The 25,873-nt window shown below is 68.8% G+C and carries 27 protein-coding genes and 1 tRNA gene; 17 read left to right on the top strand and 11 right to left on the bottom strand.

Going from position 1 to position 25,873, the window contains the following annotated elements; translation table 11 throughout:
• Positions 1–71: 71 nt before the first annotated feature.
• From RIC11_RS07230 to RIC11_RS07240, 3 genes are all read right to left on the bottom strand, one after another.
• A complete protein-coding gene (locus tag RIC11_RS07230) occupies positions 72–815 on the bottom strand; it encodes a MalT transcriptional regulator family protein (RefSeq protein ID WP_350209802.1) in 744 nt (247 codons plus the stop codon).
• A 113-nt stretch (positions 816–928) separates the two neighbouring features.
• Positions 929–2,125 (bottom strand): tyrosine-type recombinase/integrase, encoded by a 1,197-nt coding sequence (locus RIC11_RS07235; protein ID WP_350209803.1) that lies wholly within the window; start codon positions 2,123–2,125, stop codon positions 929–931.
• 112 nt (positions 2,126–2,237) lie between these two features.
• Positions 2,238–2,310, bottom strand: a tRNA-Ala gene (locus RIC11_RS07240).
• Between the two features lie 183 nt (positions 2,311–2,493).
• On the opposite strand from RIC11_RS07240, the gene RIC11_RS07245 reads away from it, so the two are divergent.
• Genes RIC11_RS07245 through RIC11_RS07260 form a run of 4 tightly spaced genes read left to right on the top strand, consistent with a single transcriptional unit; the run spans position 2,494 to position 6,020 of the window.
• The gene (locus RIC11_RS07245) at positions 2,494–3,018 is read left to right on the top strand and encodes a GspH/FimT family pseudopilin (protein ID WP_350209805.1); all 525 of its coding nucleotides are present in this window, start codon (positions 2,494–2,496) and stop codon (positions 3,016–3,018) included.
• Positions 3,015–4,064, top strand: a complete 1,050-nt coding sequence (locus tag RIC11_RS07250; RefSeq protein ID WP_350209807.1) for a PilW family protein — start codon at positions 3,015–3,017, stop codon at positions 4,062–4,064. The genes RIC11_RS07245 and RIC11_RS07250 overlap by 4 nt, the downstream gene beginning before the upstream one ends.
• Before the next feature lie 7 nt (positions 4,065–4,071).
• Positions 4,072–4,725, top strand: coding sequence for a prepilin-type N-terminal cleavage/methylation domain-containing protein (locus RIC11_RS07255; RefSeq protein ID WP_350209809.1), 654 nt, complete (start codon positions 4,072–4,074; stop codon positions 4,723–4,725).
• Positions 4,722–6,020 carry a hypothetical protein gene (locus tag RIC11_RS07260; RefSeq protein ID WP_350209813.1) on the top strand — a complete coding sequence of 433 codons (1,299 nt, stop codon included), beginning with the start codon at positions 4,722–4,724 and terminating at the stop codon, positions 6,018–6,020. The genes RIC11_RS07255 and RIC11_RS07260 overlap by 4 nt, the downstream gene beginning before the upstream one ends.
• Positions 6,021–6,041: 21 nt before the next feature.
• Here RIC11_RS07260 and RIC11_RS07265 read toward each other — a convergent pair whose 3' ends face one another.
• Positions 6,042–7,658, bottom strand: a complete 1,617-nt coding sequence (locus tag RIC11_RS07265; RefSeq protein WP_350209815.1) for an HD-GYP domain-containing protein — start codon at positions 7,656–7,658, stop codon at positions 6,042–6,044.
• A 176-nt stretch (positions 7,659–7,834) separates the two neighbouring features.
• On the opposite strand from RIC11_RS07265, the gene RIC11_RS07270 reads away from it, so the two are divergent.
• The 13 genes from RIC11_RS07270 (at position 7,835) to RIC11_RS07330 (ending at position 19,549) form a co-directional block, all read left to right on the top strand.
• On the top strand, positions 7,835–8,269 hold the full coding sequence (locus RIC11_RS07270) for a type II secretion system protein (protein WP_350209817.1): 435 nt from the start codon (positions 7,835–7,837) through the stop codon (positions 8,267–8,269).
• 30 nt (positions 8,270–8,299) lie between these two features.
• Entirely contained in the window at positions 8,300–8,686 is a 387-nt protein-coding gene (locus tag RIC11_RS07275; RefSeq protein WP_350209819.1) for a response regulator, read from the top strand.
• 24 nt (positions 8,687–8,710) lie between these two features.
• Positions 8,711–10,168, top strand: a complete 1,458-nt coding sequence (locus RIC11_RS07280) for a sensor histidine kinase (protein WP_350209821.1) — start codon at positions 8,711–8,713, stop codon at positions 10,166–10,168.
• Between the two features lie 12 nt (positions 10,169–10,180).
• Positions 10,181–10,513, top strand: a complete 333-nt coding sequence (locus RIC11_RS07285) for an STAS domain-containing protein (RefSeq protein WP_350209822.1) — start codon at positions 10,181–10,183, stop codon at positions 10,511–10,513.
• Complete coding sequence (locus RIC11_RS07290) at positions 10,510–12,330, top strand: GspE/PulE family protein (RefSeq protein WP_350209824.1); 1,821 nt, start codon at positions 10,510–10,512, stop codon at positions 12,328–12,330. Before RIC11_RS07285 ends, RIC11_RS07290 begins: the two co-directional genes overlap by 4 nt.
• Before the next feature lie 16 nt (positions 12,331–12,346).
• A complete protein-coding gene (locus RIC11_RS07295; protein WP_350209826.1) occupies positions 12,347–13,450 on the top strand; it encodes a type II secretion system F family protein in 1,104 nt (367 codons plus the stop codon).
• A gap of 21 nt (positions 13,451–13,471) precedes the next feature.
• Positions 13,472–14,413, top strand: a complete 942-nt coding sequence (locus RIC11_RS07300; protein WP_350209828.1) for a hypothetical protein — start codon at positions 13,472–13,474, stop codon at positions 14,411–14,413.
• The gene (locus RIC11_RS07305) at positions 14,410–14,985 is read left to right on the top strand and encodes a PilN family protein (RefSeq protein ID WP_350209830.1); all 576 of its coding nucleotides are present in this window, start codon (positions 14,410–14,412) and stop codon (positions 14,983–14,985) included. Before RIC11_RS07300 ends, RIC11_RS07305 begins: the two co-directional genes overlap by 4 nt.
• Positions 14,986–15,184: 199 nt before the next feature.
• Positions 15,185–15,610, top strand: coding sequence for a type 4a pilus biogenesis protein PilO (gene pilO, locus RIC11_RS07310; protein ID WP_350209832.1), 426 nt, complete (start codon positions 15,185–15,187; stop codon positions 15,608–15,610).
• Positions 15,610–16,161 carry a hypothetical protein gene (locus RIC11_RS07315; RefSeq protein ID WP_350209834.1) on the top strand — a complete coding sequence of 184 codons (552 nt, stop codon included), beginning with the start codon at positions 15,610–15,612 and terminating at the stop codon, positions 16,159–16,161. Before pilO ends, RIC11_RS07315 begins: the two co-directional genes overlap by 1 nt.
• Entirely contained in the window at positions 16,151–17,848 is a 1,698-nt protein-coding gene (locus tag RIC11_RS07320; protein ID WP_350209836.1) for a secretin GspD/PilQ domain-containing protein, read from the top strand. Before RIC11_RS07315 ends, RIC11_RS07320 begins: the two co-directional genes overlap by 11 nt.
• A gap of 39 nt (positions 17,849–17,887) precedes the next feature.
• On the top strand, positions 17,888–18,046 hold the full coding sequence (locus RIC11_RS07325) for a hypothetical protein (protein WP_350209837.1): 159 nt from the start codon (positions 17,888–17,890) through the stop codon (positions 18,044–18,046).
• A 9-nt stretch (positions 18,047–18,055) separates the two neighbouring features.
• Positions 18,056–19,549, top strand: coding sequence for a glycosyltransferase family 39 protein (locus RIC11_RS07330; protein WP_350209839.1), 1,494 nt, complete (start codon positions 18,056–18,058; stop codon positions 19,547–19,549).
• Positions 19,550–19,581: 32 nt separating this feature from the next.
• On the opposite strand, the gene nqrM is transcribed toward RIC11_RS07330, so the two are convergent.
• From nqrM to RIC11_RS07365, 7 genes are all read right to left on the bottom strand, one after another.
• Positions 19,582–19,797 carry a (Na+)-NQR maturation NqrM gene (gene nqrM, locus RIC11_RS07335; RefSeq protein WP_350209840.1) on the bottom strand — a complete coding sequence of 72 codons (216 nt, stop codon included), beginning with the start codon at positions 19,795–19,797 and terminating at the stop codon, positions 19,582–19,584.
• Complete coding sequence (locus RIC11_RS07340; protein ID WP_350209842.1) at positions 19,794–20,918, bottom strand: FAD:protein FMN transferase; 1,125 nt, start codon at positions 20,916–20,918, stop codon at positions 19,794–19,796. Before RIC11_RS07340 ends, nqrM begins: the two co-directional genes overlap by 4 nt.
• Entirely contained in the window at positions 20,911–22,143 is a 1,233-nt protein-coding gene (gene nqrF / locus RIC11_RS07345) for an NADH:ubiquinone reductase (Na(+)-transporting) subunit F (RefSeq protein ID WP_350209844.1), read from the bottom strand. The genes RIC11_RS07340 and nqrF overlap by 8 nt, the downstream gene beginning before the upstream one ends.
• Before the next feature lie 123 nt (positions 22,144–22,266).
• Positions 22,267–22,875, bottom strand: a complete 609-nt coding sequence (gene nqrE / locus RIC11_RS07350) for an NADH:ubiquinone reductase (Na(+)-transporting) subunit E (protein ID WP_350209846.1) — start codon at positions 22,873–22,875, stop codon at positions 22,267–22,269.
• Positions 22,876–22,976: 101 nt separating this feature from the next.
• Positions 22,977–23,603, bottom strand: a complete 627-nt coding sequence (locus tag RIC11_RS07355; RefSeq protein WP_350209848.1) for an NADH:ubiquinone reductase (Na(+)-transporting) subunit D — start codon at positions 23,601–23,603, stop codon at positions 22,977–22,979.
• Positions 23,604–23,656: 53 nt separating this feature from the next.
• Positions 23,657–24,553 carry a Na(+)-translocating NADH-quinone reductase subunit C gene (locus RIC11_RS07360; RefSeq protein WP_350209850.1) on the bottom strand — a complete coding sequence of 299 codons (897 nt, stop codon included), beginning with the start codon at positions 24,551–24,553 and terminating at the stop codon, positions 23,657–23,659.
• Positions 24,540–25,820, bottom strand: coding sequence for an NADH:ubiquinone reductase (Na(+)-transporting) subunit B (locus RIC11_RS07365; RefSeq protein ID WP_350209852.1), 1,281 nt, complete (start codon positions 25,818–25,820; stop codon positions 24,540–24,542). Before RIC11_RS07365 ends, RIC11_RS07360 begins: the two co-directional genes overlap by 14 nt.
• Between the last annotated feature and the right edge of the window lie 53 nt (positions 25,821–25,873).

The following is a 25,873-nucleotide window of genomic DNA, read 5'->3' on the forward strand; positions in this document are numbered from 1 at the left end:
GGGCGAGCTTGTCGCCTTCAGCTTTGGCAACACTGATCAGTGCTGCCAAAAGTAGTCGTATTTCCTGCCGCTCAGCCGCTCTTCAGGTGCTTGTCGAGCGTCGTGCGACCGATGCCGAGCGACTTCGCAGCCTTCTCCTTCTGCACGGTGAGACCCCTATCCGGGTACTCGCGCTGCGCCTCGGCGAGTGCGGCCACCGCCCGTTGGTGCTTCTGCTTCTTCTTCTTCGTGTCAGACCGCGCACGCCGCGCCTGCGCTAGGCCGTTCGTGCTGGCCTTCCGACTCGCCACCATCGGCTCGAACGGCAGCACGCCCACGCGCTCGCACAGCTTGCCGAGCTCCCACGCGTCCAGTGCCAGCGTGTCGAGCCACCGCTCGGCCTCGCCGGGGGAGAACGCCTCGCCGGGCAGCAGGCTGTCTGAAACGAGCCGGTGAAGGATCGACCGCCCCGAGGCCACCCGTTCGACGCACCGTAGCGCGACCAACGCGGTGTAGACGATCTCATCCATCGGCGCGTCGTCGAACCGTTGCCAGTCGGGGCCGTCCCCGAAGTCGACCCGGAGCAATTCCCCGGCGCCCATCTGCCCCTTGTCGAGCCGGAAGGGGGCCACGTACTCCGAGAGCTTCTGCCGAACGAACTCGAGGTCGAGCGACAGCGATGGCTTAGGCGGAACAAGCTTGCCGCCCGGGGCGACCGTCATGCCCGGCGCCGTGAACGATGGCCCGTTCCATCGCTTGTAGATGCCGGTGTCTTCCAAGCCGTACTGGTCAAACTCCGGTGGCCGCACAGGCTCGCCGTTCTCGCTCTCGCCCATCGTCGCATCCTCGGTAGGGCCGGGCCGACCGGCCGGAGCCGCGCGAGGATGCGTGCGCGACGCCGGCCGGTCTGTGCGGGGAGCTACCCCACGCCCGGCAAGTAACGGTAGTTCTAGCCGATCAGCCGCGCCACGACGGCGCCCTTCGCCATATCCCGCTCGGCGTAAATCTCGGTGACCTTGGCGCCGGAATGGCCAAGCATCACCTGGGCCGCCTCGAGGCCGTGATCGCGGCGAACGGCCGTCGCGTACGTGTGCCGCAACTGGTTCGGCGTCCACTTCTCGACCTTCGCCCGCTTGGCGGCGCGGGCGATGGCGCGGGCGTACGAGTCTTTCGTGTAGCGGTCCCCAGCGGTCCGCAGCGGCGAGGACTTGGTGTTCGTGCCCGGCCGGTTGCCGCACGACAACGGTGTCGTCCTCGCGGCGTGCTGCGCCGCTCGGCGCTTGGCTTCGCTGTCGCACGGGCGGAAGCAGTACGTGTCGGCGGCGCGGGCCAAGTACTTCAGCAGCACGGCCTGCCCCTGCGGACCGATGAACACCGTCCGGCGCTTCCCGTGGTGGGCCGTCTTGTGGTCGGCCAGCGTGTAGAGCCAAACGTCGCCGGATCGGTCGATGTCACACGGTCTGAGCTTGCAGACCTCGCCGGGGCGGGCGCCGGTGTACCGCTGCAGCCGGACCATGTCGGCGACGACCTCGGGAAGCTCCACGATGGTGGCGTCGACGATGGCGTCGTCCACGGGGCGAACGGGCTTGGATTCGCGGGCCTCGCTGCGCCCCGCGCGCAAACCAGCGACCATTCCCAACGCCTGCGGCACGCCCGCCGAGACCAACTGCTTGGCCGCGCCCCACTTGAAGATGGCCACGATGCGGCGGGTCTGGCCGTTGATCGTGGTGCGAGCGAGCCCCGCGCCGATCATCCCGTCGCGTAGGTCTTCGAGGCAGAGCGGTCCGAAGTCCTCGGCCGGCAGCTCGCCGTATCGCTTTTTCGCGAGGACGCCGGCCGTGTCAAACTTCGCAAACTCGGCGGTGGGCTTGCCGCCCTTCGCGTAGTAGGACCGGGCGTAAGCCAGGTAGCGGTCGACCAGACCGCGGACGGTCAGGACAGTGGCGGGCGGCACCTCAGATTGGCGCCGCGGGAGCGCGGCAACCGGCTGGCCCAGCAGGTGCTGCCGGACCACGTCGGCGTACTTCGCGTGGCTTTCTTGCGACCCGTACTTGCCGAGGTAGACGAACCGCTTGCCAAGCCGAACGAACGCTTGTCCGGTCGCCTTGTGCAGCTTGTAGCCGGGAACTCTGGGGGGACTCTTCACGCCACCGACCTCCAAAACGTGTAGTGACTACACGCGTTTGAGTGTCTGGCAGCTCCCCTGAGCGTCAGGGGGTTGGGCCGTAAGGTCCCACGCCAAAGCGACTTACATCAAGTGGAGCTGACAGGATTCGAACCTGCGACATCCGCCTTGCAAAGGCGGCGCTCTCCCAACTGAGCTACAGCCCCGGGGACGGCGGCGGCTTCGGGCCGGCCACCGTCCCTTAGTCTACGACCGCCGGCGCGGGAGTCCAGTGCGGGGTGGTTGTAGGGGTTGCGAGGGTTTTGGAGCGTCGGTTGCGGCGTTGGGCCGGCCGCGTGGGGATCGGGATGGGCTACCGTTGCGGTAGTTCCTTGATTCCCGAAGACACCGTGCAAGACCGCGCCGCCACGCTGCGTAATCCGGCGAGCCCAGTGGACTGGGGCCGCTCGCTCGCGCGACTACGGCGTGCTGGCTTTACGCTTATCGAATTGACAATCGTCGTGCTAATGCTCGGGATCCTGGCCGGCGTTGCGGCGCCGCGCTACCGGGCGGCGCTCGACGCTACTCAGCTCGACACGGCCGCGCGGCGGCTCGCCGCCAGCCTCCGGCACACGCGGTCGCTGTCGATATCACGGGGCGCTAGCCATGGCTTGGCGTTCGATCCCGTGGCCGATACCTACCAGTCGCAGACCCTCGACGGGCGTTCCGTTGAGGGGGCAGACCGGCCGGGCGCGCCGCTGTGGGAGGACCTTGGCGGGGTGGATCTGGTCTCGGCCGACTTCGGCGGCGCGGCGGAGATAGCGTTCGACTTCCGCGGCGACCCTAACTCCGGCGGGCAGGTGGTGCTCTCCCTGGGCGGCGCGACGGTCGGTGTGTTGGTCAACCAAATCGGAACCGTGTCGGTCACGCCATGACCCACAGGGCCGGGTACACACTGGTCGAGCTGCTGCTCGCCACGGCGACGGCGAGCGTGCTGATGGTGGGCTTGGCGAGCGCGCTGTACGTATCGGCCCGCGCGTTGGACCTCGACGCGAGCTCCGTCGTTCATGTCGACGAGGCTCTGGCCAGGATCACGGCCGACGCGCGGACGGCCTCCCGCTTTCGCGAGCTGACCCCGACAGCGATCGAGTTTGACGTCCCCGACCGCGATGGCGACGGCTCGTCGGAGACGCTCCGATACGAGTGGTCCGGCGTCGCCGGTGAGCCGCTCTTGCACCGGATCAACGGCGGGGCTGGCGTGCCGCTGCTCGGGAACGTCGACTCGGTCGACTTTCGCTCGCTGACCCGAGCGGTCACTGCGCTCGACGTGACGGTCGTGCCGGAACCCGCTTGGCCGATCTTCCTAGGCGTCTCGGCGGTCGCGAAGGCGACCGATCCGACCAACCTGCTAACCGTGCAAACGCCGCCCGACACGGCGGCCGGTGACCTGTTGGTCGCCGCCGTGGCGCTCGACCGCGAGCACACGAACGACATCTACGCGATGGGGGATTGGGTCCCGATCGCTGTGCAACCGAACGGCAGCGACGTCGCGCTGGCGGCGTACTGGCGAATCGCCAGCGACGCCGAACCGGCGACACACACGTGGGGCTGGGGTCCAGAGTCCAACGCGATGGGGTGGATCATCCGCGTGTCGAATCACGACCCCGCCGAGCCAATCGCCGCACACTCGGCGGCGCCAGGAAAGTCTCGATGGCCCGCCGCCCCGCAAGCGATGAGCCCGCTCGACAACTGCCTGGCGATCCGGCTCGGCGCGTTCAAAGATGGCGACGTCACGGCCGGCTCGCCGGGGCTGGCCGGGCATGACCCGGTGCTAATGGACGACGCGGACGGGAAGGTCTCCGGGGGATGCGGCTACCGCGTATGGAAACCGGCGGGGGTCGTGGGCGAATCGTTCTTTGCCCTGACAGGCGAGAAGGAATTCGCCGCCATGACGGTGATGATCGCGCCGGCCTCGGACTGACCGCCCTATGAAAACACGCAACGCCCGCTGCTCTCGGCGCCCCCATCGGGGCGTTACGCTGGTGGAGGTGGTCGCGTCGACGGCGATCGTCGGCGTCGTGCTCAGCGCGGCGCTGACCACGCTCGGCATGGCGGTCAGCACCCAACGCGCCGCGGCGAGCCGAGTGGAGGCCCACGCGCTCGCCGAGTCGCTGCTGAACGAGATCCTCGCTCAGCCGTATGAGGACCCCGACGGCGCGCCGCTGCCGATCGGCGTCGAGTCGGGCGAGGACGGCTCGCCGGCCGACCGCTTGTCGCTGGACGACGTCGACGACTTCGACGGCTGGTCGCGCTCGCCGCCGGAGGACGCCAGCGGCGCCGCTCTGGCGGGGTTCGCCGGCTGGACACGCTCGGTTTCTGTTGAGCTGGTGGGGGTCGAGCCCGACGGGGCCGGCCGGCTCCGGGCGAGCGGGAGCGACAATGGCCTGAAGCGGGTGATCGTCTCGGTCAGTGGCCCGTCGGGCGAGAGCACCTTGGCGACCGCGATCTGCTCGCCGCACGGCGCGCACGAGGCTGCGCCGGCGTTCGACTGCGTTTGGGTGACCGGGTTGGCCGCGTCGATCCGGGCCGCGGGCCAGCCCCTTGAGCGGACCGCCTCGACCGTGAACGAGCCGAGCGAATGACGAGCAACGCCAAGGCTGCCCATCGATCACGGCGCCCCGCGCGGACGGGCTCGGTCTACATAGCGGTGCTCGGAGCGAGCATGGTGATCGCGTTGATCGCGATCACCGCTTCGAGCACCGGGCGGCTGACGCTGCGCTCGGCGAGCATGGCCGAGGGCTCGCGCCGCGCTGCGCGGCACGCCGAGTCGGGCGTCGACTACGCGTTGGGCTGGCTCAACTCCCATCCCGATTGGCGCACGGCCCTCGCTAGCGGCGTGCTCAGCGCGGCGGTGCTGCCCGACCCGACCGGCGGAGGGAGCTTCCGGTGGTCGGTTACCGACGCCGATGGCGACCTGGCCGACGACCCCCGCGACCACGCCGTGCTAAGGTCGATCGGCTACAGCGGCGACTCGGTCTGGGCCGTCGAGGTGGGTATCGAACCGGCGGGTCGCAGCCTGACGTGCCTCGAGGCGACGATGCACGCCGCGACGACGGCGACCCTCGCGAACTCGTCGCAAGTCAATGGCAACGGTGTCCTCTCGGCCGGCGGCGAGGTCACCGCCAACTCGGCTTCGGTCGGCCTCGACGCCGAGTCGGCTTCGACCATAAACGGGGGGACGTTCCACGGCGCTTCGACCGAAGGGCTCCCGGCCAGGGAGTCGCCTGGCGGGCACGTGTTCGATTGGTACGTGAGCCGCGGAACGGAGATCGAGCTGACCAGCCTGCCGGATGCGTCGGGCGTGTACCAACTGCACAACGCTCGATTGGGTCGGTCGATCAACGACTACGGCGAGGCGAATCCCCGCGGCATCTACTGGATCGACTGTGGCGGGGCCGATCTCTCGATCGCCCGCTCGCGGCTGCTCGGCACGCTGGTTTTGCTGAACGCGGGGCCTGGGACCGCGGTGTCGAACGCGTCGTTGCTGCAGACCGAAGCGCTCAACTACCCGACGCTGCTCGTCGATGGCAACCTGAGCGTCGACCTCCGCAACGCGCTGGTCGGCCAGCAGCTCGTCGAGAACTTCCCTTACAACTTCAATCCGTTCGGATTCCCTTACGAAGGGGGCGAGGACATCGACTCGCTCGATACCTATCCCTCGCGGATCGACGGCCTTATCTATGTTTCCGGCGCGCTGCGATTTACCGACGACAGCGTGATCGATGGCGTGGTGGTCGCAGGTTCGGTCGAGGTGGCGTCGAGCAAGATTGTGCAGGCGCTGTACCGCCCCTACGCGAGCTATTACCCGCCGCCGGGGTTCAGCGCTGGACAAGGTGTTCGGCTCTTGCCGGGCACTTGGCGTCGGATCGGCCTCTGACCCCGGAGGGGGCCGCCGCGGTTACTCGGGCGCTGCTGCAAGGGCGCCACTCGCAAGAGATCGGCGGGCCACACGCTCTGGCAGCTTGTACTCGCGTTTGATCTGCAGGATGTCGTCGAAGCACGCCATAAACGCGGCGACGCAGCGCTCGTCCCACTGGCTTCCTGCCCCTTCGCGGATGATCGCCGCGGCTTTCTCTACCGGCATGCCGCTGCGGTAGGGTCGGTCGGAGGTCATCGCGTCGAACGCGTCGACCACGGCCAACACGCGGCCATCGCGGGGGATGGCTTCGCCTTGCAAGCCGTCCGGGTACCCGCCGCCGTCCCACCGCTCGTGGTGGTGCAGCACGCCAGGCAGCACGTACGCCAAGTCGCGGAGGCCCGAGAGGATCGCCCAGCCCTCGTCTGGGTGGCGAGCGATCTCGGCGAATTCCTCGTCGGTCAGCCGGCCGGGCTTCTGGAGCACGGCGTCGCGGACGCCGATCTTGCCGACGTCGTGGAGCAACGCGGTGAGGTAGAGCTCGTCCGCCTCCGCGTCGTTGTAGCCGAGCTCCAAAGCCAAGCGACGCGCGTAGCGCGCGACCCGGTCCGAGTGGCCCCGGGTGTATTGGTCTTTCGATTCGATCGCTGAGACGATCGTCTTGACCACGCTGACGATCAGCAACTCTTTCTCGCGGAGCAGCTCCAGGTTCGCCGCGTGGGTCGCTATGACCGACGCGGTGGTCGCCAGCAGCGAGGCCTCGCCCGTGCCGAACTCGTCGCCCGAGAGCTGCCACGGGCTCGCCCACGTGGCGTCGCCGGCGGGCAACCGGTTGACCGCAGCCAGCCAACCGAAGAAGCGGGGGCCGCACTCCAGAGGGGTCAGCACAACCGAGTCGACTCCTCCGATCCGGTCGGCTTCGGCGCCGTAATGAATCGCCGAGCCAGGCCTGTTTGGCCAATTACGCACGAGCGTTCGCTCCTTCGCAGCCGGCCCCAACCGCTCGACGATCGTCAAGAGCACCGGGTCCGGCAACGGCGAAGGCCCCCCCACCCACTCCGGCGTGACCCGGAACGGCGAGGCCGGGTCCGGCGCTTTGAGGTACGCCAGGCACTCGGTGCGGATCGACGCGTTCAGCACCGGCAGCGTGGCGTCGATGAGCTCGCCGAGCTGCGTGTCGGGGCGGCTCGCCGAGAGCTTCGCCACCATCGACCGCAAGAACGTCAGCTCTTCGAGGTCCGACGTCAGCTGGGCGGCGAACGAGTCGTTCTCGTCCTGCAGCATGGCGGCCTTGGCCGCCGCGTTCTTCCGTGCGACCTCGGCCGCCAAATAACGCGCGAGCCATTCGGGCGACGCCCCGCCGTGCGTCGCGAAGACGGCGTTCTCTGCAAGCCGAGCAGCGACGAACGGGCCGCGCTGCTCGGCAGCATCGACGGCCCATCCGTCCTCGTAGGCCGCGTCTAATAGGCCGCTGGGTACTTCCGGTGCGGTCGGGTGGTCGGTTGACAGGGCGACCGCCGCCCAAGGCCGCTCGCCCTCGCCGCTCCGGCGAAACAGCCACGCGGGCTGATCGAGCTCGGCTGCGAGGTGTTCGGCGAGCGCCACGTGCGGGGCGGGCGGTCGGTCGGCGGCGGTCGAGAGGGTTGTAGCGGTTGGCACGGTCGCGCTCGGGCTGCTGCTGGCGGGGCCTCTGTCGGAAACAGTAGCTCACCTCCCCCGTGCGAGACCGTCGCGCCCGCGCCCCCTTTGGGAAGAACCGCCCCATAGCGCCGCTGGCGTGACCTAGAGTTGGTTCGAGCGACTTCTAAAAGACCGCCCAACACCCCAGAACCGTCATGCGAAGCGTCAATCGAAAGCCGAAGTCGGGCTTCACCCTTGTGGAGCTGGTCGTCGTGATCCTGATCCTCGGCATCCTGGCAGGCGTGGCCGCGCCGCGTCTGTTGGACACGGCCGGGCAAGCCACCGACAACGGCCTGCGTCAGACGCTCGCCGTCGTGCGCGACGCGATCGAGTTGCACAACGCGCAACTGGGGCGGCTGCCCGCGTGCACCGGCACGGGGGCCGACTTCCGGGCCGAACTGGCCACTTACATCCGCGGCGAATTCCCCAACGCCCCCGTCGGGACCAACCAAGACAACCTGGTCACGCCCGCCACGACCGGCACGCCCCCCGATGGGGCGACCGGCTGGATGTACTTCACCGACACCGGCGAGTTCATCGTCAATACGACTCAGACCGACAACGACGGCGCCGCTTACTCGACGTACTGATAGCCGCCACTCGCCGTCGGGATGTTTTCCATGGAAGATCGCTCACCTCGCGTATTGATCGCCGACGACAACGCCGCGTTGCGGCGGGTCATCGGGTTCACGTTCACCGGCGCGGGTTACGAGGCGGTCAGCGTGAACGACGGCGCCGCGGCCCTCGAAGCCGCGGGGCTCGAGTCGTTCGACCTGATTGTCACCGACCAACAGATGCCGCGGATGAGTGGCCTAGAGTTGATCGAACGCCTGCGCGAAACACCCCTCAACGCCGACACGCCCGTGGTGCTGCTCACCGCGAAAGGGCTGGAGCTGGAGTTTGGGCCCCTGCGGAAGCGGCTGGGGGTCGCGGCGATGGTCGCCAAGCCGTTCAGCCCGACCGAGCTGACGGCCGTTGCGGACAGGTTGATCGCGCAGCCCCAGTAACGGCCCGCGAACCACCCGCCCAGCATGCCCGCCGCTGACAAACAGCTCGGCCTTTCACGCCGCGTGCTCGCGCTGCACCTGCTGTCGAGCGTCGCCGCGTTGGCGGCCTTCGCGACCGGGGCGGCGGCCACGCTGCGGTCCGGGCTCGTCGCGGATCCGACGGCTGCGCAGGCCGACCACGAGCCCCAATCCCTCGCCAGGCTTGCGGCCGCCGCCGCCCCCGCTCTGGCCGCCGGCTTAATCCCAATCGGTCTCGGCGCGTGGTTCCTCCGCCGACTGACGCTTCCGCTGTCGGGCGTGGCGTCGCAGTTGGAGGGAATCGCGTGCGCACCGTACGGCGAGCCCCCGAAGCCCGATCGGCTCCCCGGCACGAGCCGCGCCGCGGTCGGTTGGAACCGGATCGCCGATCGGCTGCGAGAGGCCGAGAGATGGTCGCAGGCCGGGGGGCCGCGGGCCCAACTCGCTTTGCTCGCCCAACAGGGCGGCGGCCGCGTTAAGGCGGCTCTCGACAGCCTCCCCGAGGGGGTCGCCGTGACCGATGCCGAAGGCCGGATCGACTTCGCCAACCGGGCGATCCAGGCCCTGCTGGGGACCGACGCCGAAGTCGAAGGCGCGTCGATCGAAGAGCTGCTCCGCCGGGCGTGCCCCGCGGCCGCCGACGCGTTCGCGGCGGTGGGCGTCGCCGAGTTGCCGCTCGGGGCGGTCGGCCGCACGCTGCGCGTCGAACGCGCGCCAATCCAAGGCGAGCCGGCCGGCGCCGTCTGGAGCGTGCGCGACGTGACCCAGCAGAAAATGGCCGAGGCGTCGCGCGACCAGTTCATCGACACGGCCACCCACGAGCTGCGCACGCCGCTGGCCAACATCAGGGCCTACGCGGAAACCCTCGCCATGGGCGCCATGACGGACGTGGAGCAACAGAAAGAGTTCTGCAACACGATCAACGCCGAGGCCACGCGCCTGTCGCGCTTCGTCGACGACCTGCTGTCGATCAGCAGCCTCGAAGTGGGATCGCTAGGCGCTGAGCGGCAGAACGTCGATGTCCGGCGCCTGATCGAAGAGGCCGCGGCGAAGGTCAAGCCGCTCGCCACGCAGAAGTCGTTGTCCTTCCAGGTCACGCTCGCCGAGAAGCTCGGCGAGGCGCTGCTCGACAAGGACAAGGTCTCCGGCATGCTGGTCAACCTGCTCGGCAACGCCGTAAAGTACACCCCGGACGGCGGCGCCGTGACGCTCTCCGCCGTTCGCGAAGCGGACGCAATCGCCATCGACGTCACCGACACCGGCGTCGGAATCGCGCCCGAGGAACACCCGAAGGTCTTCGAGAAGTTCTTCCGCAGCGAGAACCCGCAGGTGCAGGACCAGATCGGCACCGGGCTGGGTCTGGCCCTCGCGCGCGAGATCGCGCGGCTCCACGGCGGCGACCTCACGCTCCAGAGCACCCTCGGCGAGGGCGCCACGTTCACCGCAACCCTGCCGGTTCGTTAGGAGGACCGCGTCATGAAGCGAACCAGGCAAGGCGCGGTCGACGTGGTCGGCGTCGACGCCCCGTTGACCGCCGAGAGTGGCGGCGAGTTGCTCGCCGCGTACGACGACGCGCGAGAGCCCGGTCGCCCGCAGTGGGTGCTCGACCTCGCCGAGACCCCACTGATCGACAGCGCCGGCTGCGAAGCCCTGCTCGACCTGCGCGACCGGGCCCTCGGCGCCGGCGGGGTGGTCTGTCTGGCGGGCGTGTCGCCGCTGTGCCACGACGTATTGCTCGCCACAGGCCTCGATGCGCAGTTCCCGGTATTCCAGTCGACCAAGTCGGCCGTCGCTTACTTCGCCAAATGACCCCGACCGCCGCGCCACCGACGACCGATGGGGACGCCGTCGAGCAGCGCCTCGACGCGGCGCTCGACGCGTTGTCCGAAGCGATCGGCAGCGCGACCGACGGCGACTCGGCGGCGCCACCCGCGCCGAAGCAGCCGATGCGCCTCGGCCAGCGGCTCGTCGGCGCCGACCTGGTCACACCCGAGGACCTGGCGGCGGCCCTCGAGCTGCAAGCCAAGCGGGGGCTGAAGCTGGGCGAGACGCTGCTCGAGATGGGCGTCGCCACGGAGGAGGAGCTCCTGCCGCACATCGCGCAGCAGCTGGGCGTGCCCGCGCTCCGCCTGCGCGAGGGGCTCATCGACCCGGTCGCCGTGCACACGCTCGACCGCGACTTCTGCGAGCGGCACGGCGTGCTGGCGATGTTCAAGGTCCGCGGCGTGCTCACCGTCGCTATCGACGACCCGGGCGACCTCGACCGGCTGGACCTCGTCGAACGCCGCACCGGCCTGAACGTCTCGCCCGTGTTCGCCTTCGGGGCGTCGATCGATCGGATGATCCGGCGCGCGTTCGAGGAGGACTTCCAGGTCGACTCGGTCACCGCCGACATGGACGAGTCGGCCGTCGAGCTGCAGTCGGACATCACCGACATCGACCTCACCGCCGTGCAAGACATGGTCGGCGGCAGCCCGGTCGTCAACCTCGTGAACTACCTGATCCTGCAGGCGATCCGGCGCGGGGCGAGCGATATCCACATCGAGCCGAGCCGCAAGCACGGCGTGGTGCGGTTCCGGATCGACGGGCAACTCGTCGAGATGATCCGCCCCCGCCGGGACATCTACCCGGCCGTGGTTTCGCGCATCAAGGTCATGGCCAAGCTCGACATCGCCGAGCAACGCAAGCCGCAGGACGGCCGCTGCCAGGTCATCGTCGACGGCAAGGAAGTCGACCTCCGTGTGTCAACCCTGCCCACGGTCATCGGCGAGAAGGTCGTGCTCCGCGTGCTCGACAAGCGGCGGCTGACCTTCAACCTCGACGAGCTCGGCATCCCCGCCCGCCAACTCGGCGAGATCCGCCAGATGCTCAAGCGCCCGTACGGGCTGGTGCTGGTCACCGGGCCGACGGGCTGCGGCAAGACCACGACGCTCTACTCCGCGCTGGAGCTGATCAAGTCCGTCCACACGAACGTGGTGACGGTCGAGGACCCGGTCGAGTATCAGATCGAGCTGGTCAACCAGGTCCAGGTCGACAACGTGCGCGAGCTGACCTTCGCTTCGGCGCTGCGATCAATCCTCCGGCAAGACCCCGACGTGGTGATGATCGGCGAGATCCGCGACGCCGAGACCGCCAAGGTGGCCGTGCAGGCCGCGCTGACCGGCCACCTCGTGCTGACCACGCTGCACACCAACGACTCGGCCGGCGCCGTCACGCGCCTGGTGGACATGGGGGTCGAGCCTTACAAGCTGGCCGCCGCGCTGGTGGGCGTCGTGGCGCAGCGGCTGGTGCGGACGATCTGCCCCACCTGCCGCACGCAGCACTACGCGACGGCCGAGTTGCTCCGCGCGATGCACTACACCGGCGACCCGAACCGAAAGTTCTCCCGCGGCGAAGGGTGCCGCGAGTGCTACGACACCGGCTACCGAGGCCGCACCGGCGTGTACGAGGTGCTGCCGGCCGAGGCCGACCTCAGGCGGCTCGTCGCCCGCGACTCGACGAGCGAAGCGGTGCGTGACTGGATCCGCGAAGCGGGCTTCCCCACGCTGCTCGACGGCGGCCTCGACCTCGCCTGCCGCGAACTGACCAGCCTCGAAGAGGTGGCGCGCGTCACCCTGTTTGAATGACCCCGACCGCCGCCGGATGAACCCCGCCCCGCTCGCCGCCGCCCCTCCCGCCCCGACCCCGCGCCGCTGGTCGCTGGGGGGGCGCGTCACTGCGCAAGAGCGGGTGCAGCTCACGTCGCAGCTGGCGATGATGACCAACGCCGGGGTCGCGGTGTCCTCGGCGTTGAAGTCGATCACGCGGCAGTGCCACAAGCCGGCCTTGCGCGCGGCGCTCGATCAGGTACAGAACGACGTGCTCGGCGGCGTGAGCCTCTCGGTTGCGCTCGCGAAGCACCCGTCGCTGTTCGCCGACGCTTACGTGGCGACGATCGCGGCGGGCGAGTCCTCGGGCCGGATGTCCGAGGTCCTCAAGCAGCTCGCCGAGCTGCAGTCGGCCGACCTGCGGCTGCGTCGCACGCTGCGCGGCATGCTCATCTACCCCGTGTTGCTCACGGCCGTGTCGGCGGCCGTGATCGCCATCCTCATCGTTTTCGTGCTGCCGCGGTTCGCGTCGATCTTCGAGCAATACGAGATCACCCTCCCGCTCGTGACCCGCGTGCTGATCGGGTTTGCCGAGGAGATCCGCCAACGCTGGTGGGTGTGGGCGCCGCTGGCCGCGGCCGCTATCGGCGGGTTGATCTGGCTCCGGACGACCCCGGCGGGCCGCCGGCTGTCGGACACCGCGGTGCTCCGCTGCCCCGGCCTCCGCGCGCTGGCCCGCACGCTGATCGGCGCGCGGGCGTGTCGTTTGATGGGGCTGTTGATAACGAGCGGCGTGCCGCTGCTGGAATGCCTCGGCCTGCTGCGCAAGGCGATCTCGAACAGCGTGTTCCAGAGCCTCGTCGACCGGCTCGAAGAGGCGGTCACCAACGGCCGCGCGCTCAGCGAGGCCCTTCAGGACGCCGAAGCACTGCCCCCTTCGGCAGCGGAGCTCATCGCCACCGCCGAGCGGACGGGCCGCCTCGGCGATGTCACGCAGATGATGGGACTCCACTACGAAGAAGAGGGCGAGGCGCTCGCCCGACAGGCGATCTCGGCGGTCGAACCGATCGTCACCGTCGTGATGGGCGCGGTGGTGGCGACCGTTGTGCTGGCGGTGATGCTGCCGGTCTTCGACATCGCGAGCATCGCCCAGCGGTAACCAATCGAGGAGGTCCAACCCATGTACAACGCGTCCCGTGCGGGATGGATCGGCGTCGATCTTGGATCCCGCGTTGCAAAGCTCGCACAGTTAGAGCGGGCCAACGGGAGCCTCCGCTTGGCCGCGGCGGCGGCCGTCGTACGCGACACGAACGCGTCGCTGCGCGACGACCTCCGCGCCCTCCGCGCGGTCGCGTCGCGGCTGCGCGGCCACGAAGCCGCGGCCACGCTGTCGATGTCTTGCTGCACGCTCGACGCCCTCACTCCGGAAGAGAGTCCCTCGCGAACCGACTGCCGCGACGCGTGGAGCCCCGTCGATAGCGCCGTCTACCAGCTGGGCGCCGACGCGGCCCGCGTCGAGGCGACCGCCGAGGCTTTCACCCGCGCCGGCGTCCGCTGCACGACGATCGACGGCGCCCCGCTCGCGCTCGCGCGGGCGACGGAGTTCGACTCCGAAACGCCCGGCGATGAACTGGTCGCGGTCTTCGACTGGGGCGAGACCGCCGCGCTGCTCGTCGGGGCGGTCAACGGCTCGGCCGTCTACGCGCGGCGATTGGGCTCGGGCGGCTTCGGCGAGTTCCGCCGCGCCGTGGCGGAGCGCGTCGGCCTGTCGCCCTCAGACGCCGAGCCGCTGCTGATCGAGCCGCCGGCCGAGCCGCGTGAGCTACGCTTGCTGCGCGACGCCGTACGCGACGCGTCCCGGGAGACCATCGAGCAGGCACGCCGGTCGCTCGAGCACCTCGGCGCGAAGCTCCGCCGCCCGACGCCCCCGCGGCTGCTCGTGACGGGGGCCGCCTCGGTCGCGCCGCTGTGTGTGCAGCACCTCGGCGAGGCGTTGGGCGTCGACGCGGCGCCCTTCCGCGCCGGCAAGCTCGATCGCACGCAGCAGCCGGGCGCGCCGCCCGACAGCCTGCTAGCGCAGGCGATCGCTTTATCGGCTCTGGCCTGGGAGAGCCACTCGTGAAACGCAGCCTCAACCTGATACCCAACCCCGTGCTCCGGCGCCAGGCGATCGGCCGGCTCCTGCGGCTGTGGACCGTCGCGCTGCTGTCGGCTGGCTCGCTCGCCGGCCTCTTGGTGCTGGTCGAATGGGCCCGCGGGCTCGCCGCGCTCGACGACCTGAAGCGGCTCGACGAGCGCTACGCGCCGCTTGTTACGCTCGTCAAGCAGCGCGAAGAGTTCAAGGAAGAGATCGAGCTGCTGCGCGCGCGCGAGCAAACAACCCTCCGCTTGGCCACCGACCAGCACAGCCTCTCGGCTTTGGCCGCTATCACGCTCGCCGCCGCCGCGGCGCCCAACGAGGTGTACCTCGAAGAGATCGACTACCAGGCGTCGGCGCCGCAGCAGGGCGGCCGGCCCGAGGGACGCCCCGTCGTGCGGCTGACCGGCGCCAGCGTCGACAGCTTGGCCGTCGCGAGATTCGCCGAGCGGCTCCGCACCGGCGGGGGCCTCGCTTCCGTTTCGGTCGAGTCCACCGCACCGCTGCCGGGGAGCGACCCGAGCCACCGCCGATTCCAGATCGTTTGCCAAATGTGAACCCGGCGCCGGCCGACCGCTCCGGCCGGCAGGATTTATGCAACCCAAGCAATCCGGATTACCGACACTACCCTCAGGCGCTGTGCACGCCCTCGTGCTGGCGTGCGCCGGCGCGGCGGCTGCGGGGGGGTATGCCCTGGTGGAGCGGCCGTTGGCTTCTTGGCGTGCGGATCTGACGCGGCGATCGGAGCTGATCCGGATGAAGCTCGACGAGGCTCCCGAGCTGCGGCTTCAGCACGACGCGATGCGACGAGAACTAAGCGACCTGCGGGGCCGAGTCGAAGCGGTCAGCCGGCGGGTTCCGGACAGCCCCAGAGAAGGAGAATTCTTGTCGGACCTGAGCCGGATCGGCGCCAGCCACGGCGTGTCAATCGACGACTTCCGCCGCGGGGGCGCGACCGATACACCCACCCACTCGGTGGTGACGGTCGCCGCCACGGCCAGGGGGACCTACGCCGGGCTGTGCTCGCTGGTGGAAGAGGTCGCCGGCCTGCCGCGGCTCACGGAGGTCGTGTCACTAAAGGCGACACCCGGCCGCGCGCGTGACGACCACCGCTTCCGACTGACCTACGCCTTGTACTACGCGCTCGACGCGCCGGCCCCGCCGGACAGCGAGCTGCCATGATGACTTCGCTTCAAAAGATCAGACTCACGCCCGCCAAGGCGGCCCTGATGGGCCTGCTGCTGGTCGTGCTCGGCGTGATCTGGGCGCCGCAACTCGGCGGCCAGAAGGGGCCGAAGCGGTCTGCCGTTGCGGCCGTCGAGCGAGCCGCGAAGCCCCGTGCGACGGCCGGCAGCCAAGCCACGAGAACGCGCGAGGCTGTCTACAAGAATCCGCTCGCCGACCCGCCCGCACCGCCGGCGGAGCGCGCTAGCGTGGCGGCCGGTCGCCACGACCCGCTCAGCCGCCCCGCGTGGGCGCCCGCGCCGCCGCGTGGCGCCGGCGAGTCGCCGGCGGAGTGGCCCGATCCGCTGGCCGAACGCGTCGACACGCTCCGCCGCCGCGGGGTGGCGATGGTGCTGACCTCGAGCGAGGGGCACGCGGCCCAGATCGGCGGCGCCACCCTACGCGTGGGTGACTCGGTGGACGGCTTCCAGATCGTTGCGATCGACGACACCGGCGTTGTCGTCCGCCCTGCCCCGGCTAGCTCCGGAGACCCACCGCGTGCCGAGTAGCCGCCGCAACTCGACGCTCGCCGCTAGCCTGGCGATTCTCGCCTGGCTGGCCGCAGGGCCGGCGTGTGCGCAGGCGCCGCCGCCGACGCTGGAGGCCTTGTTGGACGGGGCCAAGCGGTTGCTCGAGAGCCAGGCTGAGCCAGAGCCCTTGCCCGCGCCGGCCAACCCGACGCCCGCGGAGGAGCGGTTCCACCTGCCGATCCGAGCCGTCGACGGCGACGTCGACGTGACGTCCGACCGCGGGCTTGTTTCGCTCTCGGTCCGCGACGCGTCGTTGCGGCAGGTGCTGACCGCGATCGCGGAAACCCAGGGGCGCGACCTGATCGTCGCCGCGCCGGCCGACGTGCCGGTCACGGCCGAATTCAACCGCAAGCCGGTGGAGGAGGTCCTCGCGGCGTTGCTGCATTCGACGGGCCACTCCTGGACGATGCGCGACGGGGTCATCGTCGTGACGAGCCTCGCCGAGGGGGGCGCCCTGTCGTTCGACGCGCAGGGCCGCCGCGTGGCGGTGATCGAGCTCGACTTCGCGTCGTCGGCCGATCTCCAGCCGGCTGTCGAGGGGCTGCTCTCACCGGTCGGGCAGTCGTACTACGTGGAGTCGGACCCGACCGACAACCGCCGCACGAAAGAGCTGCTGATCGTCGAGGACTTGGCCCCCTACGTGCAGCGCGTCGAGCGGTACGTGGCGGAAGCGGACCAGCCGCCGCGCCAGGTGCTGATCGAGGCTCACCTGCTGCAGGTCAACCTCGACGACGAGCAGCGCTGCGGCGTCAACCTCGACGCGCTCTCCCGCGTGTCAGGCGCCGAGTTGCGGCTGCAGTCGGTCGGCCTGGCAAACGCGGCCGCGTCGCCCGGGTTCTTCGTCGAGTCCACCGGGGGCGACCTCGAAGGCCTCATCGAGGCGCTCATCGCGACGACCGACGCCAAGGCGATCGCGTCGCCGCGGCTGCTCGCGGTGAACGGCCAAGAGGCCCACCTGCAGATCGGCGAGAAGCTCGGCTACCGCCTCACCACGACCACGCAGACGGCGTCCACCGAGAGCGTCAACTTCCTCGAAGTCGGCGTCGTGCTCAGGCTTACCCCACGCATCACCCGCGACGGCCGCGTGCTGCTGCGGGTGGCGCCGAAGGTTTCGAGCGGCGCGATCAACGCCGACACGGGCGTGCCCGACGAGGAGACCACCGAGTTGCAGACCGACGCGCTGCTCAACAGCGGGCAAGGGATGGTGATCGGCGGGCTGATCCAAGAGCGCGACGACACGCGGATCAGCCGGATCCCGTTCTTGGGCTCGCTGCCGTACGTCAACCCGCTCTTTCAGCGGCGCGAGGTCGTCAAGAGTCGCTCGGAGTTGATCGTGGCGCTGGTGCCGCACGTGCTGCCGTACGATCCCGCGATGCAGTGCCGCAACGAGGAAGAGTTCGCACGTGTGACCGACCCGCTCGTCTACGGCCCGCTCTGCCGATACCCGCGCCCTTACGAGCCTCGGCTGGCGGACCCGTACGTCGATGAGCCTCGGTTGCACCTGTTCGACCGCCGCGACCCGGAGTGTCCCGTCCCGGGCTCCGCTGCTGACTGCACGGACGGTCCGGCGGACGATTATCCCCTTCGGTTGCCCCCGGTCGCCGACGGGGCGACCGCCGCCCGCCAGACCAGGGTCGCCCAAGAAGCGAACCCGACGATCCGTTAGCACGACCCCGTGAGCCCCCTTCTCACAGCGAGCCCCACCATGTCGGACCGCCTTGAATTGCCCGCCGAGCTTTTGTCCTTGGTTGAGAAACGCGAAGCGGACGAACGACGCCAGGCCCAGGCGCCGGTCGCCGAGGACCGCCGGTCGGGCAGCGATCGCCGCAGCGCCGAGCCAGACGCGGCGGACCGGGGCGAGTAGGCGCCCCCTATGCCGCGCTCCCGAGAATGGCTGTGCCTCGCCGCGATCGTCGCGGCGAGCCTCGCGCTGCACGCCGCCACGCTGACACGGCAGAGCCTCTTCGTCGACGAGGCTTCGCAATTGCTTCAGGCGCGGGGGACGCTGCACGAAGTCGCGCTGCGGCGTGACTCGATGCCGCCGACCTACTTGCTCATGCTGCGCGGCTGGGTCACCGCCGCCGGCGAGGGCGCCCACGCCCGTTGGCTGTCGGTGCTGGCCAGCCTGGCCACGATCCCGGTTGTGTGGCGGATCGGCCGTCGCGCTGGGGGGGCGGCAGCCATCGGAGTCGCCGCCGCTGCGGCCTTCGCGGCATTGCCGATGCAACTGTTCTACGCGCAGCTCGTCCGCGGCTACGCGCTCACGACGCTCGCCGCCGCGATGGTGATCGCCGCTTATCTGCGCGCCGTGGACTCAGGCGGGCGACGCGACTGGGCTCTCGTATCCCTGTGCGGCATAGCCGGCATGTGGGTGCACTACTACTTCGCGATCGTGCTGCTCTTGCTGTTCGTCGACCTCTTGCTGCGAGCCCCGGCACGGAGGACCGCTAGTCCGTACGTAGCGGCCGTTGCGATCGTCGTGGGGTGCCTGCCCCTCGCGCCGTTCCTGCAAGCCGACTTCCAGTACCAACGCGACCTGCGCGACCCCCGCCCGTTCGACGCCGGGGCCGCCGCGTACACGGCGCTCAGTTGGTTCAGCGGTTACACGCTCGGGCCGTCTAAGCCGGAGCTGCACCAGATCGGCGGCGCCGCGGCGGCCGCGGCGGCCGCGCCGTGGCTCGCGGCCGTAGCGATCGCTGCGACGCCGCTGCTCGTCTTCGGCGCGCGGCGGTTGGCGGCGACACGCTCGGCTCGGGTAATCGCCTTGCTAGTCCTCGCGCCGGCGCCGCTGCTCGGGCTCCTCGGCGCCGCATCGGGGATCACCTACAACCCGCGGTTCGTCGCGTGGTGCGTGACGCCGCTGTCGGTTTGGCTCGGCGCGGGAGTCGTGGCTGGGGTTGCCGCGGGGCGGTGGAAGCGGCCGGTCACTCTTGCGTCGACGGCGGTGCTTGTCGCGGTTGCGTTGTTCGCGCTTTACAACCGTCACGCGGTTTCGCGGTACCAGAACGAAGACCTCGGCGGCGCGGCCGCTTGGCTGGCCGAGCACGCCGAGCAGGGCCAGACCGTCTTCATCTTGTCGGATTACCTTGCCCCAACGCTCCGCCTGCACGCCCAGATCGCTGGGCTCCGCTTGCCGAAGGTCGTCGAACTCCCTGCGCCCGGCGCGGTCGATACGGTCGCCGATGATCGGGCGGACGCCGAGCAGGCCGCCGCCGTGGTCGCCAACGCGCCGAGGCCGTTTTGGCTGATTGAGTGCCGCACCTTCCACGGCGATCCCAGGCGGCTCGTCCACGACGCCCTCGCGTCGACCAATCGCCTCACGCGGGCCACGTCGTTCGCGGGAGTGGTTATCTGGCGCGGCGAGTAGAGCGTTGCCGCCGTTCCAGCCCTTGGGCTCGCTCAATCGGCGGCGGCAGCCGCGCGGCGCGCGTTCTCGCCGCGGCAATCGGGCGAGGGGTCGCTGCACGCGTCGCAGATCGAGTTGCCCCCGGAGTCCTTGAACCCCGCCAAGCCGCCGCACGAGCCCTTGATGCGGCGGTTGGAGACAATCACGCCGACGGCCATACCCGCTAGCGCAACGAGGAACACGCCCAGCGCGATCAGGAAGGTCATCATGGCTCGTCTGCTCCCGTTGGACCGGTCGGTTGCGTTGGAGCGACGGCGACTCGCTCGTCCCAACCGGGTGTGGTCTGTTCGAGGTGCTCGTCCGACTCGCTCCGCGAAACCAGCAGCGCGGCGACTCCGCGCTCGACTGCCCAATCGTACCCGGCTCGCGGCCCGAGGACCAACAACGCCGTCGCGAGGCCGTCCGCCTCGCGGCACGTTTCGGCTTGCACCGTGACCGTGGCCAGGTCGTGCTCGACCGGCTCGCCTGACTTCGGGTCGATCGTGTGGGAGTACCGCCGGCCGCCGAGCTCGAAGAAGTTCCGGTAGTCGCCCGACGTGGCGAGCGACTCCCCCCGCAGTTCGACGATAAGCTGAAGCGGCCGGTCGGCGCTGTCGGTTGTGGCGTCGCCAGCGACCTTCTCCACGCCAATCCGCCACGGCCGGCCACCCGGCTTCTCGCCGCGGGTGCGGACCTCTCCGCCGATCTCCACCATGAACGCGGCGACGCCCTCTCGCTCGAGTAGTTCGGCCACCACGTCGACGCCGTGGCCTTTGGCGATGCTCGAGAGATCGACGTACACGCCGGGGCGTTGCTTGCGGAGGGCGGGCGGGTCGAGCCGTGCTTCGACGAAGCCGTAGCCAACCCTTTCCGCGGCCCGGGCGATCTCGTCGTCGGTCGGCCGTGTGTCGCGTCGGCCGTCGGGGCCAAAGCCCCAGAGATTGACCAGCGGCCCCACGGTCGGGTCGTACGCGCCGCCCGTGGCCTCGGCCAGCTCGAGCGCCGACCGGACGACCAACGCGGTTTCGGCTGAGACCCCGAACCAATCGATTGAGTCGCTGGCGTTGAAGCGCGACAGCTCCGACCCGGGGTCGTAGGTCGACATCCGCTTGTTCACCACGGCGAGGCGCTCGTCGACGAGTCGCCGCAGCCGATCCGCGGCCTGTTGGTCGCCGCCGACAACCGACAAACTGTAGCGGGTTCCCATCGTGGGGCCGACGAGCGACCACATGTCGGCTTCCGCCGGCTCGCTCGCGGGCTTGGCGCACCCGGCCAACAGCAGCGCGGCTACGCCGACGCACGCCGGGCAAACCGCCCACAGCCGAACCCCCACAGCCAAGCGATCACCCACCGAAATCGTCGTACGCGATGTTCTCTTTCTCGACGCCGAGGTCGTCGAGCAGCTTGAACACGGCGGCGTTCATCATCGGCGGTCCGCAGATGTAGTACTCCACGTCCTCCGGCGCCGGGTGGTCCTTCAGGTAGTTGTCGTAGAGCACCTGGTGGATGAAGCCGACGTAGCCGTCCCAGTTGTCCTCGGGGAGCGGCTCGGAAAGGGCGATGTTGAACTTGAAGTTGGGGAACTCCTCCTCGATCTTCCGGAAGTGGTCGACGTAGAAGAGCTCTCGCTTGCTCCGGCCGCCGTACCAGTAGGTGACCTTGCGGCCCGTCTTGAGGTTCTTGAACAGCTCGAAGATGTGGCTCCGCAGCGGCGCCATGCCGGCGCCGCCGCCGATGTAGATCATCTCCGAGTCGGTCTCCTTGATGAAGAACTCGCCGTACGGGCCGCTGATCGTGACCTCGTCGCCCGGCTTCAGGTTGAAGATGTAGCTCGACATCTTGCCCGGCGGCGTGCCCTCGGGCGCTCGGGGGGGCGGGCTGGCCACCCGGACGTTGAGCATGATGATGCCCTTCTCGCCCGGGTAGTTGGCCATCGAGTAGGCGCGGATGACCTCCTCGTCGACGCGGGACACGTAGCGCCAAACGTCGTACTTGTCCCAGTCCTCGTGGAAACGCTCTTCGATGTCAAAGTTCTTATACTCGACGACGTGCGGCGGGGCTTCGATCTGGATGTAGCCGCCCGCCTTGAAGTTCACGTCCTCTCCCTCGGGGAGCTTGAGGACGAGCTCCTTGATGAACGTCGCGACGTTCTTGTTCGAGACGACCTCGCACTCCCACTTCTTCGTTTCGAGGGCCTCCGGCGGGACCTCGATCTTCATGTCTTGCTTGACGGCCACCTGGCACGACAGGCGGCAACCCTCCTTGGCCTCCTTGTTCGAGATGTGCGACCGCTCGGTGGGCAGGATGTCGCCGCCCCCCTCGAGGATCTTCACCTCGCACTGCGCGCAGGTGCCGCCGCCGCCGCACGCGCTAGAGACAAAGATGCCCTCGTCGGCCAGTGCGCCCAGCAGCTTGCCGCCGGCCGAGACCTTCAGCTCCTTCTCGCCGTTAACGAGAATCGACACCGGCCCGGAGGGCACAAGCTTTTGCTTCGCCGCGAGGATGACCGCCACGAGGGCGAGCACCACGATTGTGAACATCGCGACGCCGAGAAAGATCGTGAACGCGGCTTCCATCTTCTGAGCCCCTAGCCGGGTTGGCTGTCGGCTGCAGCCCCGGGGCTTGCAGCCAGTGTTGTCCCACCAGCGTCAGCCGACGGCCGAGAGCCGACGGCAGACAACCGTCATCAATCTCTTCAATCACATCCCGCCGAACGACATGAACGCGAGGGCCATCAGCCCGACCGTCATGAACGTGATCCCGAGGCCCTTGAGGCCGTCGGGAACGTCGGAGTACTTCATCTTCTCGCGGATGCCCGCCAGCGCGGCGATCGCCAACGCCCACCCCACGCCGGACCCGAAGCCGAACGTGCAGCTCTCGAGGAAGTTGTAGTTCCGCTCGACCATAAACAACGAACCGCCGAGGATCGCGCAGTTAACCGTGATCAACGGCAAGAAGATGCCCAGCGTGTTGTAGAGGGCCGGCACAGAGCGATCGAGGAACATCTCCAGGATCTGCACCGCTGCGGCAATCGTGCCGATGTACGAGATCAGACCAAGGAATTCGAGGTTGATGTCGCCAAACCGGCTGCTGATCCACGTGAGGGCGCCTTCCTTCAGCAAGTACTGGTAGATCAGGTTGTTCAGCGGGATCGTGATCGTCATAACGGCGATCACCGCCACGCCGAGGCCGATGGCGGTCTTCACGTTCTTCGACACAGCGAGGAACGTGCACATGCCGAGAAAAAACGCGAGCGCCAGATTCTCGACGAACACGGCCTTCATGAAGATGTCGAGGTGGTGTTCCATATCAATTGGCTACCGGCTGTTAGCGTTCGGCTCTCGGCCGTAGGAAGCGGGAAGAATCCAGGTGCTGCCGACAGCCGATAGCCGACGGCCGGCAGCCCTCGTCAGTCGTGCTCGACCTGCTCGGGCCTGAGGGTCCGGAGGATCCAGATAAAGGCGCCGATCAAGAAGAACGCGCTGGGGGGCAGCAGCATCAGGCCGTTGGGCTCGTACCACCCCCCCTCGGTGGTCTTTTGCAAGATCTCGTAGCCGAACAGCTTGCCCGAGCCGAGCAGCTCGCGGAAGAAGCCGACAATCAACAGAATCAAGCCGTAGCCCATCGCTTGGCCAACCCCGTCGACGAACGAGATCGCCGGCGGGTTCTTCATGGCGAACGCCTCGGCGCGGCCCATCACGATGCAGTTCGTGACGATCAGCCCGACGAACACGCTCATCGTCTTCGAGGCCTCGTACGCGAAGGCCTTCAGCACCTGGTCGACCACGATCACCAGCGACGCGATCACCGTCATCTGCACGATGATCCGGATGCTGCTGGGGATGAACTTGCGGATCGAAGCGACCGCCGCGTTGGAGCAGCCGGTCACCGCCACCACGGCGACCGCCATGATGAGCGAGGTCTCCATCTTGGTGGTCACCGCCAGCGCCGAACAAATCCCGAGCACCTGCAGCGCGATCGGGTTGTTGTTCAGCAGCGGGTTGAGCAGGACTTCTTTGTATTTCGGCGCGGCCATGGAGGGAGGCTGCAGGCTTGAGGCTGGGGGCAGAGTGCTTGCTGGCTGGCCCGCTACTTGGCGGCGAGCCGCCTTGCGGCAGGCAGCTTGGCGACGGGCTCTTCCCCGTCGCCGGTTTGCTTGGCGAGGAACTGGCCGAAGGCCTTCGGGCCGAGCCAGTACTTGATCATGTTGTCGACGCCCTTGCTGGTGATCGTCGCGCCGGACAGGCCGTCGATCGCGTACTCGTTGTCCGGCGAGGCGGCCCCCTTGATGACGCTCAGGGTGACCTCGCCCTGCTTCTCGTAAAGCTTCTTCCCAGGCCAGAGCGCCTTCCAACCGTAGTTGTCGACCTCGCCGCCGAGGCCGGGCGTTTCGGCGTGCTGGTAGAAGGTGATGCCGCGGACGGTTTGGCCGTCGGCCTCGACCGCCAGAAAACCGTACAGCGTCGACCAGAGGCCCTTGCCGTAGATCGGGAACACGTACCCGTCGGTCTCCCCGCCCTTGAGGATCTCGTACACCTCGGCGTAGGGCTCGCGGGTGGCGATGCCCGGCAACGCGTCGGGCTCCACGGGCACGCTCAGCTCGGGGTCGTTAGCCGCCTTGCGGGCGTCGTACGCGTCCGGGTCGACGGGGGCCGACTCGGACTCGGTGTCGACGACCTCGCCCTCGCTGATGTCGACCAGGTGGACCTTGAAGCGCTCCTCGAATATCTCGTCGACGCGCTGGGCGCTGAGCCCGTTGAAGGCGGCCGAGACCGCGTCGTTCGAGGCGTCCTCGTCGACCACGCCCACGTCCACCAGCAGGCTCTTGCCGGCCGCACGCAGCACGTTCTTCTTCTTGTCGAGCTCTTTGTTCTTCGCCTGCCAAGGCTGCAGACCGACGGCGAACACCGACACCACGGCCGAGCAGACGAGGCAGAGCACCAGGGCGACGATCGCTGTGTACGCGGCGCTGTTACGTGGCGGCATAGCGGGCGGCCCTCCGTTTGACGTTCGCTTCGACAACCATGTAATCGATCAGCGGCGCCATCACGTTGCCGAACAGGATGGCCAGCATGATCCCCTCGGCGAACGCCGGGTTGATCACGCGGATCAGGATCGTCATCACGCCGATCAGCCCGCCGTACCACCACTTGCCGGTCTCGGTCATCGCGGCGGAGACCGGGTCGGTCGCCATGAAGACCGTGCCGAACGCGAACCCTCCGACGACCAGGTGCCAGAACGGGTTCATGTAGAACATCGGGTTGTCCGAGTACTCGCGAAACGCGTAGAGCAGCGTGCTCATGCCCAGCGCGCCAAGGACCACGCCGCTCATGATCCGCCACGAGCCGATCCCCGTCATGATCAGCACCAGCGCGCCGAACAGGCAAGCCAGGACCGAGGTCTCGCCCATCGAGCCGGGGATCCAGCCCATGAAACAGTCGAAGAACGACAGCGCCTGCGTGGCCGATTCGGCTGGGTACGTGCCGGCTTGCTCGCTCGCCATCCCGGTGAGGATCGTCGCGTTCGTGTAACCGTCGATGCCGGCGCCATCGGCCGAGCCGGCGGCGGTCCACACCTTGTCGCCCGACATGAACGGCGCGTGGGCGAAGTACAAGTAGGCCCGCGCGGTCAGCGCCGGGTTGAGGAAGTTCTTGCCGGTCCCGCCGAAGATCTCCTTGCCGATCACCACGCCGAACGCGATGCCGGTGGCGACCTGCCACAGCGGGATGGTCGGCGGCAGAGTGAGCGGGAACAGCATGCCGGTCACGAGGAAGCCCTCGTTGATCTCGTGACCTCGGATGATCGCGAAGACCACCTCGCACAGGCCGCCGACGACCATGGTCACGAGGTAAACCGGCAAGAACCACAGCGCGCCGTGCACCAGGTTCGCGATGAAGCTGTCGGGGTCGTACTCCAGGCCCAGCGCCTGCATCACGTCGGTGCGGTCGATGAAGCCGAAGCCCATCAGCGGCTGTTCCAGCGGGACGGCCGATCCCTCGGCGATCACGAGGTTCGCCTGGTAACCGGTGTTCCACATCGCCATGAAGATGGCGCCGGCCAGCGCGAGGATCACGGTCGACATCATCCGCTTCATGTCGATCGCGTCGCGGACGTGCGAGTCGCCCTTGGTGGTCTCGCCCGGCGTGAACAGGAACGTGTCCTGCGCCTCGTAGAGCGGGTAGAGCCTCTCGAGCTTGCCGCCCTTCTTGAAGAGCGGCTCGACCATGTCGAGTTGTTTGCGAATGAATTTCATAGAGGGGCTTGTCTGGCGCCGGAAACCTTGCTTGCTCGAGGCCCAAGGCGCTG

This window comes from Botrimarina sp., assembly GCF_040219535.1.
Lineage (GTDB): Bacteria > Planctomycetota > Planctomycetia > Pirellulales > Lacipirellulaceae > Botrimarina.

What these genes read in the sequence shown, in the direction of transcription:
- RIC11_RS07355 (WP_350209848.1), bottom strand. Translation starts at nt 23,603, where the DNA reads ATGGCCGCGCCGAAATACAAAGAAGTCCTGCTCAACCCGCTGCTGAAC.
- pilO (WP_350209832.1), top strand. Translation starts at nt 15,185, where the DNA reads ATGAAGCTCGACGAGGCTCCCGAGCTGCGGCTTCAGCACGACGCGATG.
- RIC11_RS07270 (WP_350209817.1), top strand. Translation starts at nt 7,835, where the DNA reads ATGCGAAGCGTCAATCGAAAGCCGAAGTCGGGCTTCACCCTTGTGGAG.
- RIC11_RS07260 (WP_350209813.1), top strand. Translation starts at nt 4,722, where the DNA reads ATGACGAGCAACGCCAAGGCTGCCCATCGATCACGGCGCCCCGCGCGG.
- RIC11_RS07280 (WP_350209821.1), top strand. Translation starts at nt 8,711, where the DNA reads ATGCCCGCCGCTGACAAACAGCTCGGCCTTTCACGCCGCGTGCTCGCG.
- RIC11_RS07315 (WP_350209834.1), top strand. Translation starts at nt 15,610, where the DNA reads ATGACTTCGCTTCAAAAGATCAGACTCACGCCCGCCAAGGCGGCCCTG.
- nqrF (WP_350209844.1), bottom strand. Translation starts at nt 22,143, where the DNA reads ATGGAAGCCGCGTTCACGATCTTTCTCGGCGTCGCGATGTTCACAATC.
- RIC11_RS07325 (WP_350209837.1), top strand. Translation starts at nt 17,888, where the DNA reads ATGTCGGACCGCCTTGAATTGCCCGCCGAGCTTTTGTCCTTGGTTGAG.
- RIC11_RS07285 (WP_350209822.1), top strand. Translation starts at nt 10,181, where the DNA reads ATGAAGCGAACCAGGCAAGGCGCGGTCGACGTGGTCGGCGTCGACGCC.
- RIC11_RS07255 (WP_350209809.1), top strand. Translation starts at nt 4,072, where the DNA reads ATGAAAACACGCAACGCCCGCTGCTCTCGGCGCCCCCATCGGGGCGTT.
- RIC11_RS07295 (WP_350209826.1), top strand. Translation starts at nt 12,347, where the DNA reads ATGAACCCCGCCCCGCTCGCCGCCGCCCCTCCCGCCCCGACCCCGCGC.
- nqrM (WP_350209840.1), bottom strand. Translation starts at nt 19,797, where the DNA reads ATGATGACCTTCCTGATCGCGCTGGGCGTGTTCCTCGTTGCGCTAGCG.
- RIC11_RS07290 (WP_350209824.1), top strand. Translation starts at nt 10,510, where the DNA reads ATGACCCCGACCGCCGCGCCACCGACGACCGATGGGGACGCCGTCGAG.
- RIC11_RS07360 (WP_350209850.1), bottom strand. Translation starts at nt 24,553, where the DNA reads ATGCCGCCACGTAACAGCGCCGCGTACACAGCGATCGTCGCCCTGGTG.
- RIC11_RS07365 (WP_350209852.1), bottom strand. Translation starts at nt 25,820, where the DNA reads ATGAAATTCATTCGCAAACAACTCGACATGGTCGAGCCGCTCTTCAAG.
- RIC11_RS07230 (WP_350209802.1), bottom strand. Translation starts at nt 815, where the DNA reads ATGGGCGAGAGCGAGAACGGCGAGCCTGTGCGGCCACCGGAGTTTGAC.
- RIC11_RS07275 (WP_350209819.1), top strand. Translation starts at nt 8,300, where the DNA reads ATGGAAGATCGCTCACCTCGCGTATTGATCGCCGACGACAACGCCGCG.
- RIC11_RS07300 (WP_350209828.1), top strand. Translation starts at nt 13,472, where the DNA reads ATGTACAACGCGTCCCGTGCGGGATGGATCGGCGTCGATCTTGGATCC.
- RIC11_RS07250 (WP_350209807.1), top strand. Translation starts at nt 3,015, where the DNA reads ATGACCCACAGGGCCGGGTACACACTGGTCGAGCTGCTGCTCGCCACG.
- RIC11_RS07330 (WP_350209839.1), top strand. Translation starts at nt 18,056, where the DNA reads ATGCCGCGCTCCCGAGAATGGCTGTGCCTCGCCGCGATCGTCGCGGCG.
- nqrE (WP_350209846.1), bottom strand. Translation starts at nt 22,875, where the DNA reads ATGGAACACCACCTCGACATCTTCATGAAGGCCGTGTTCGTCGAGAAT.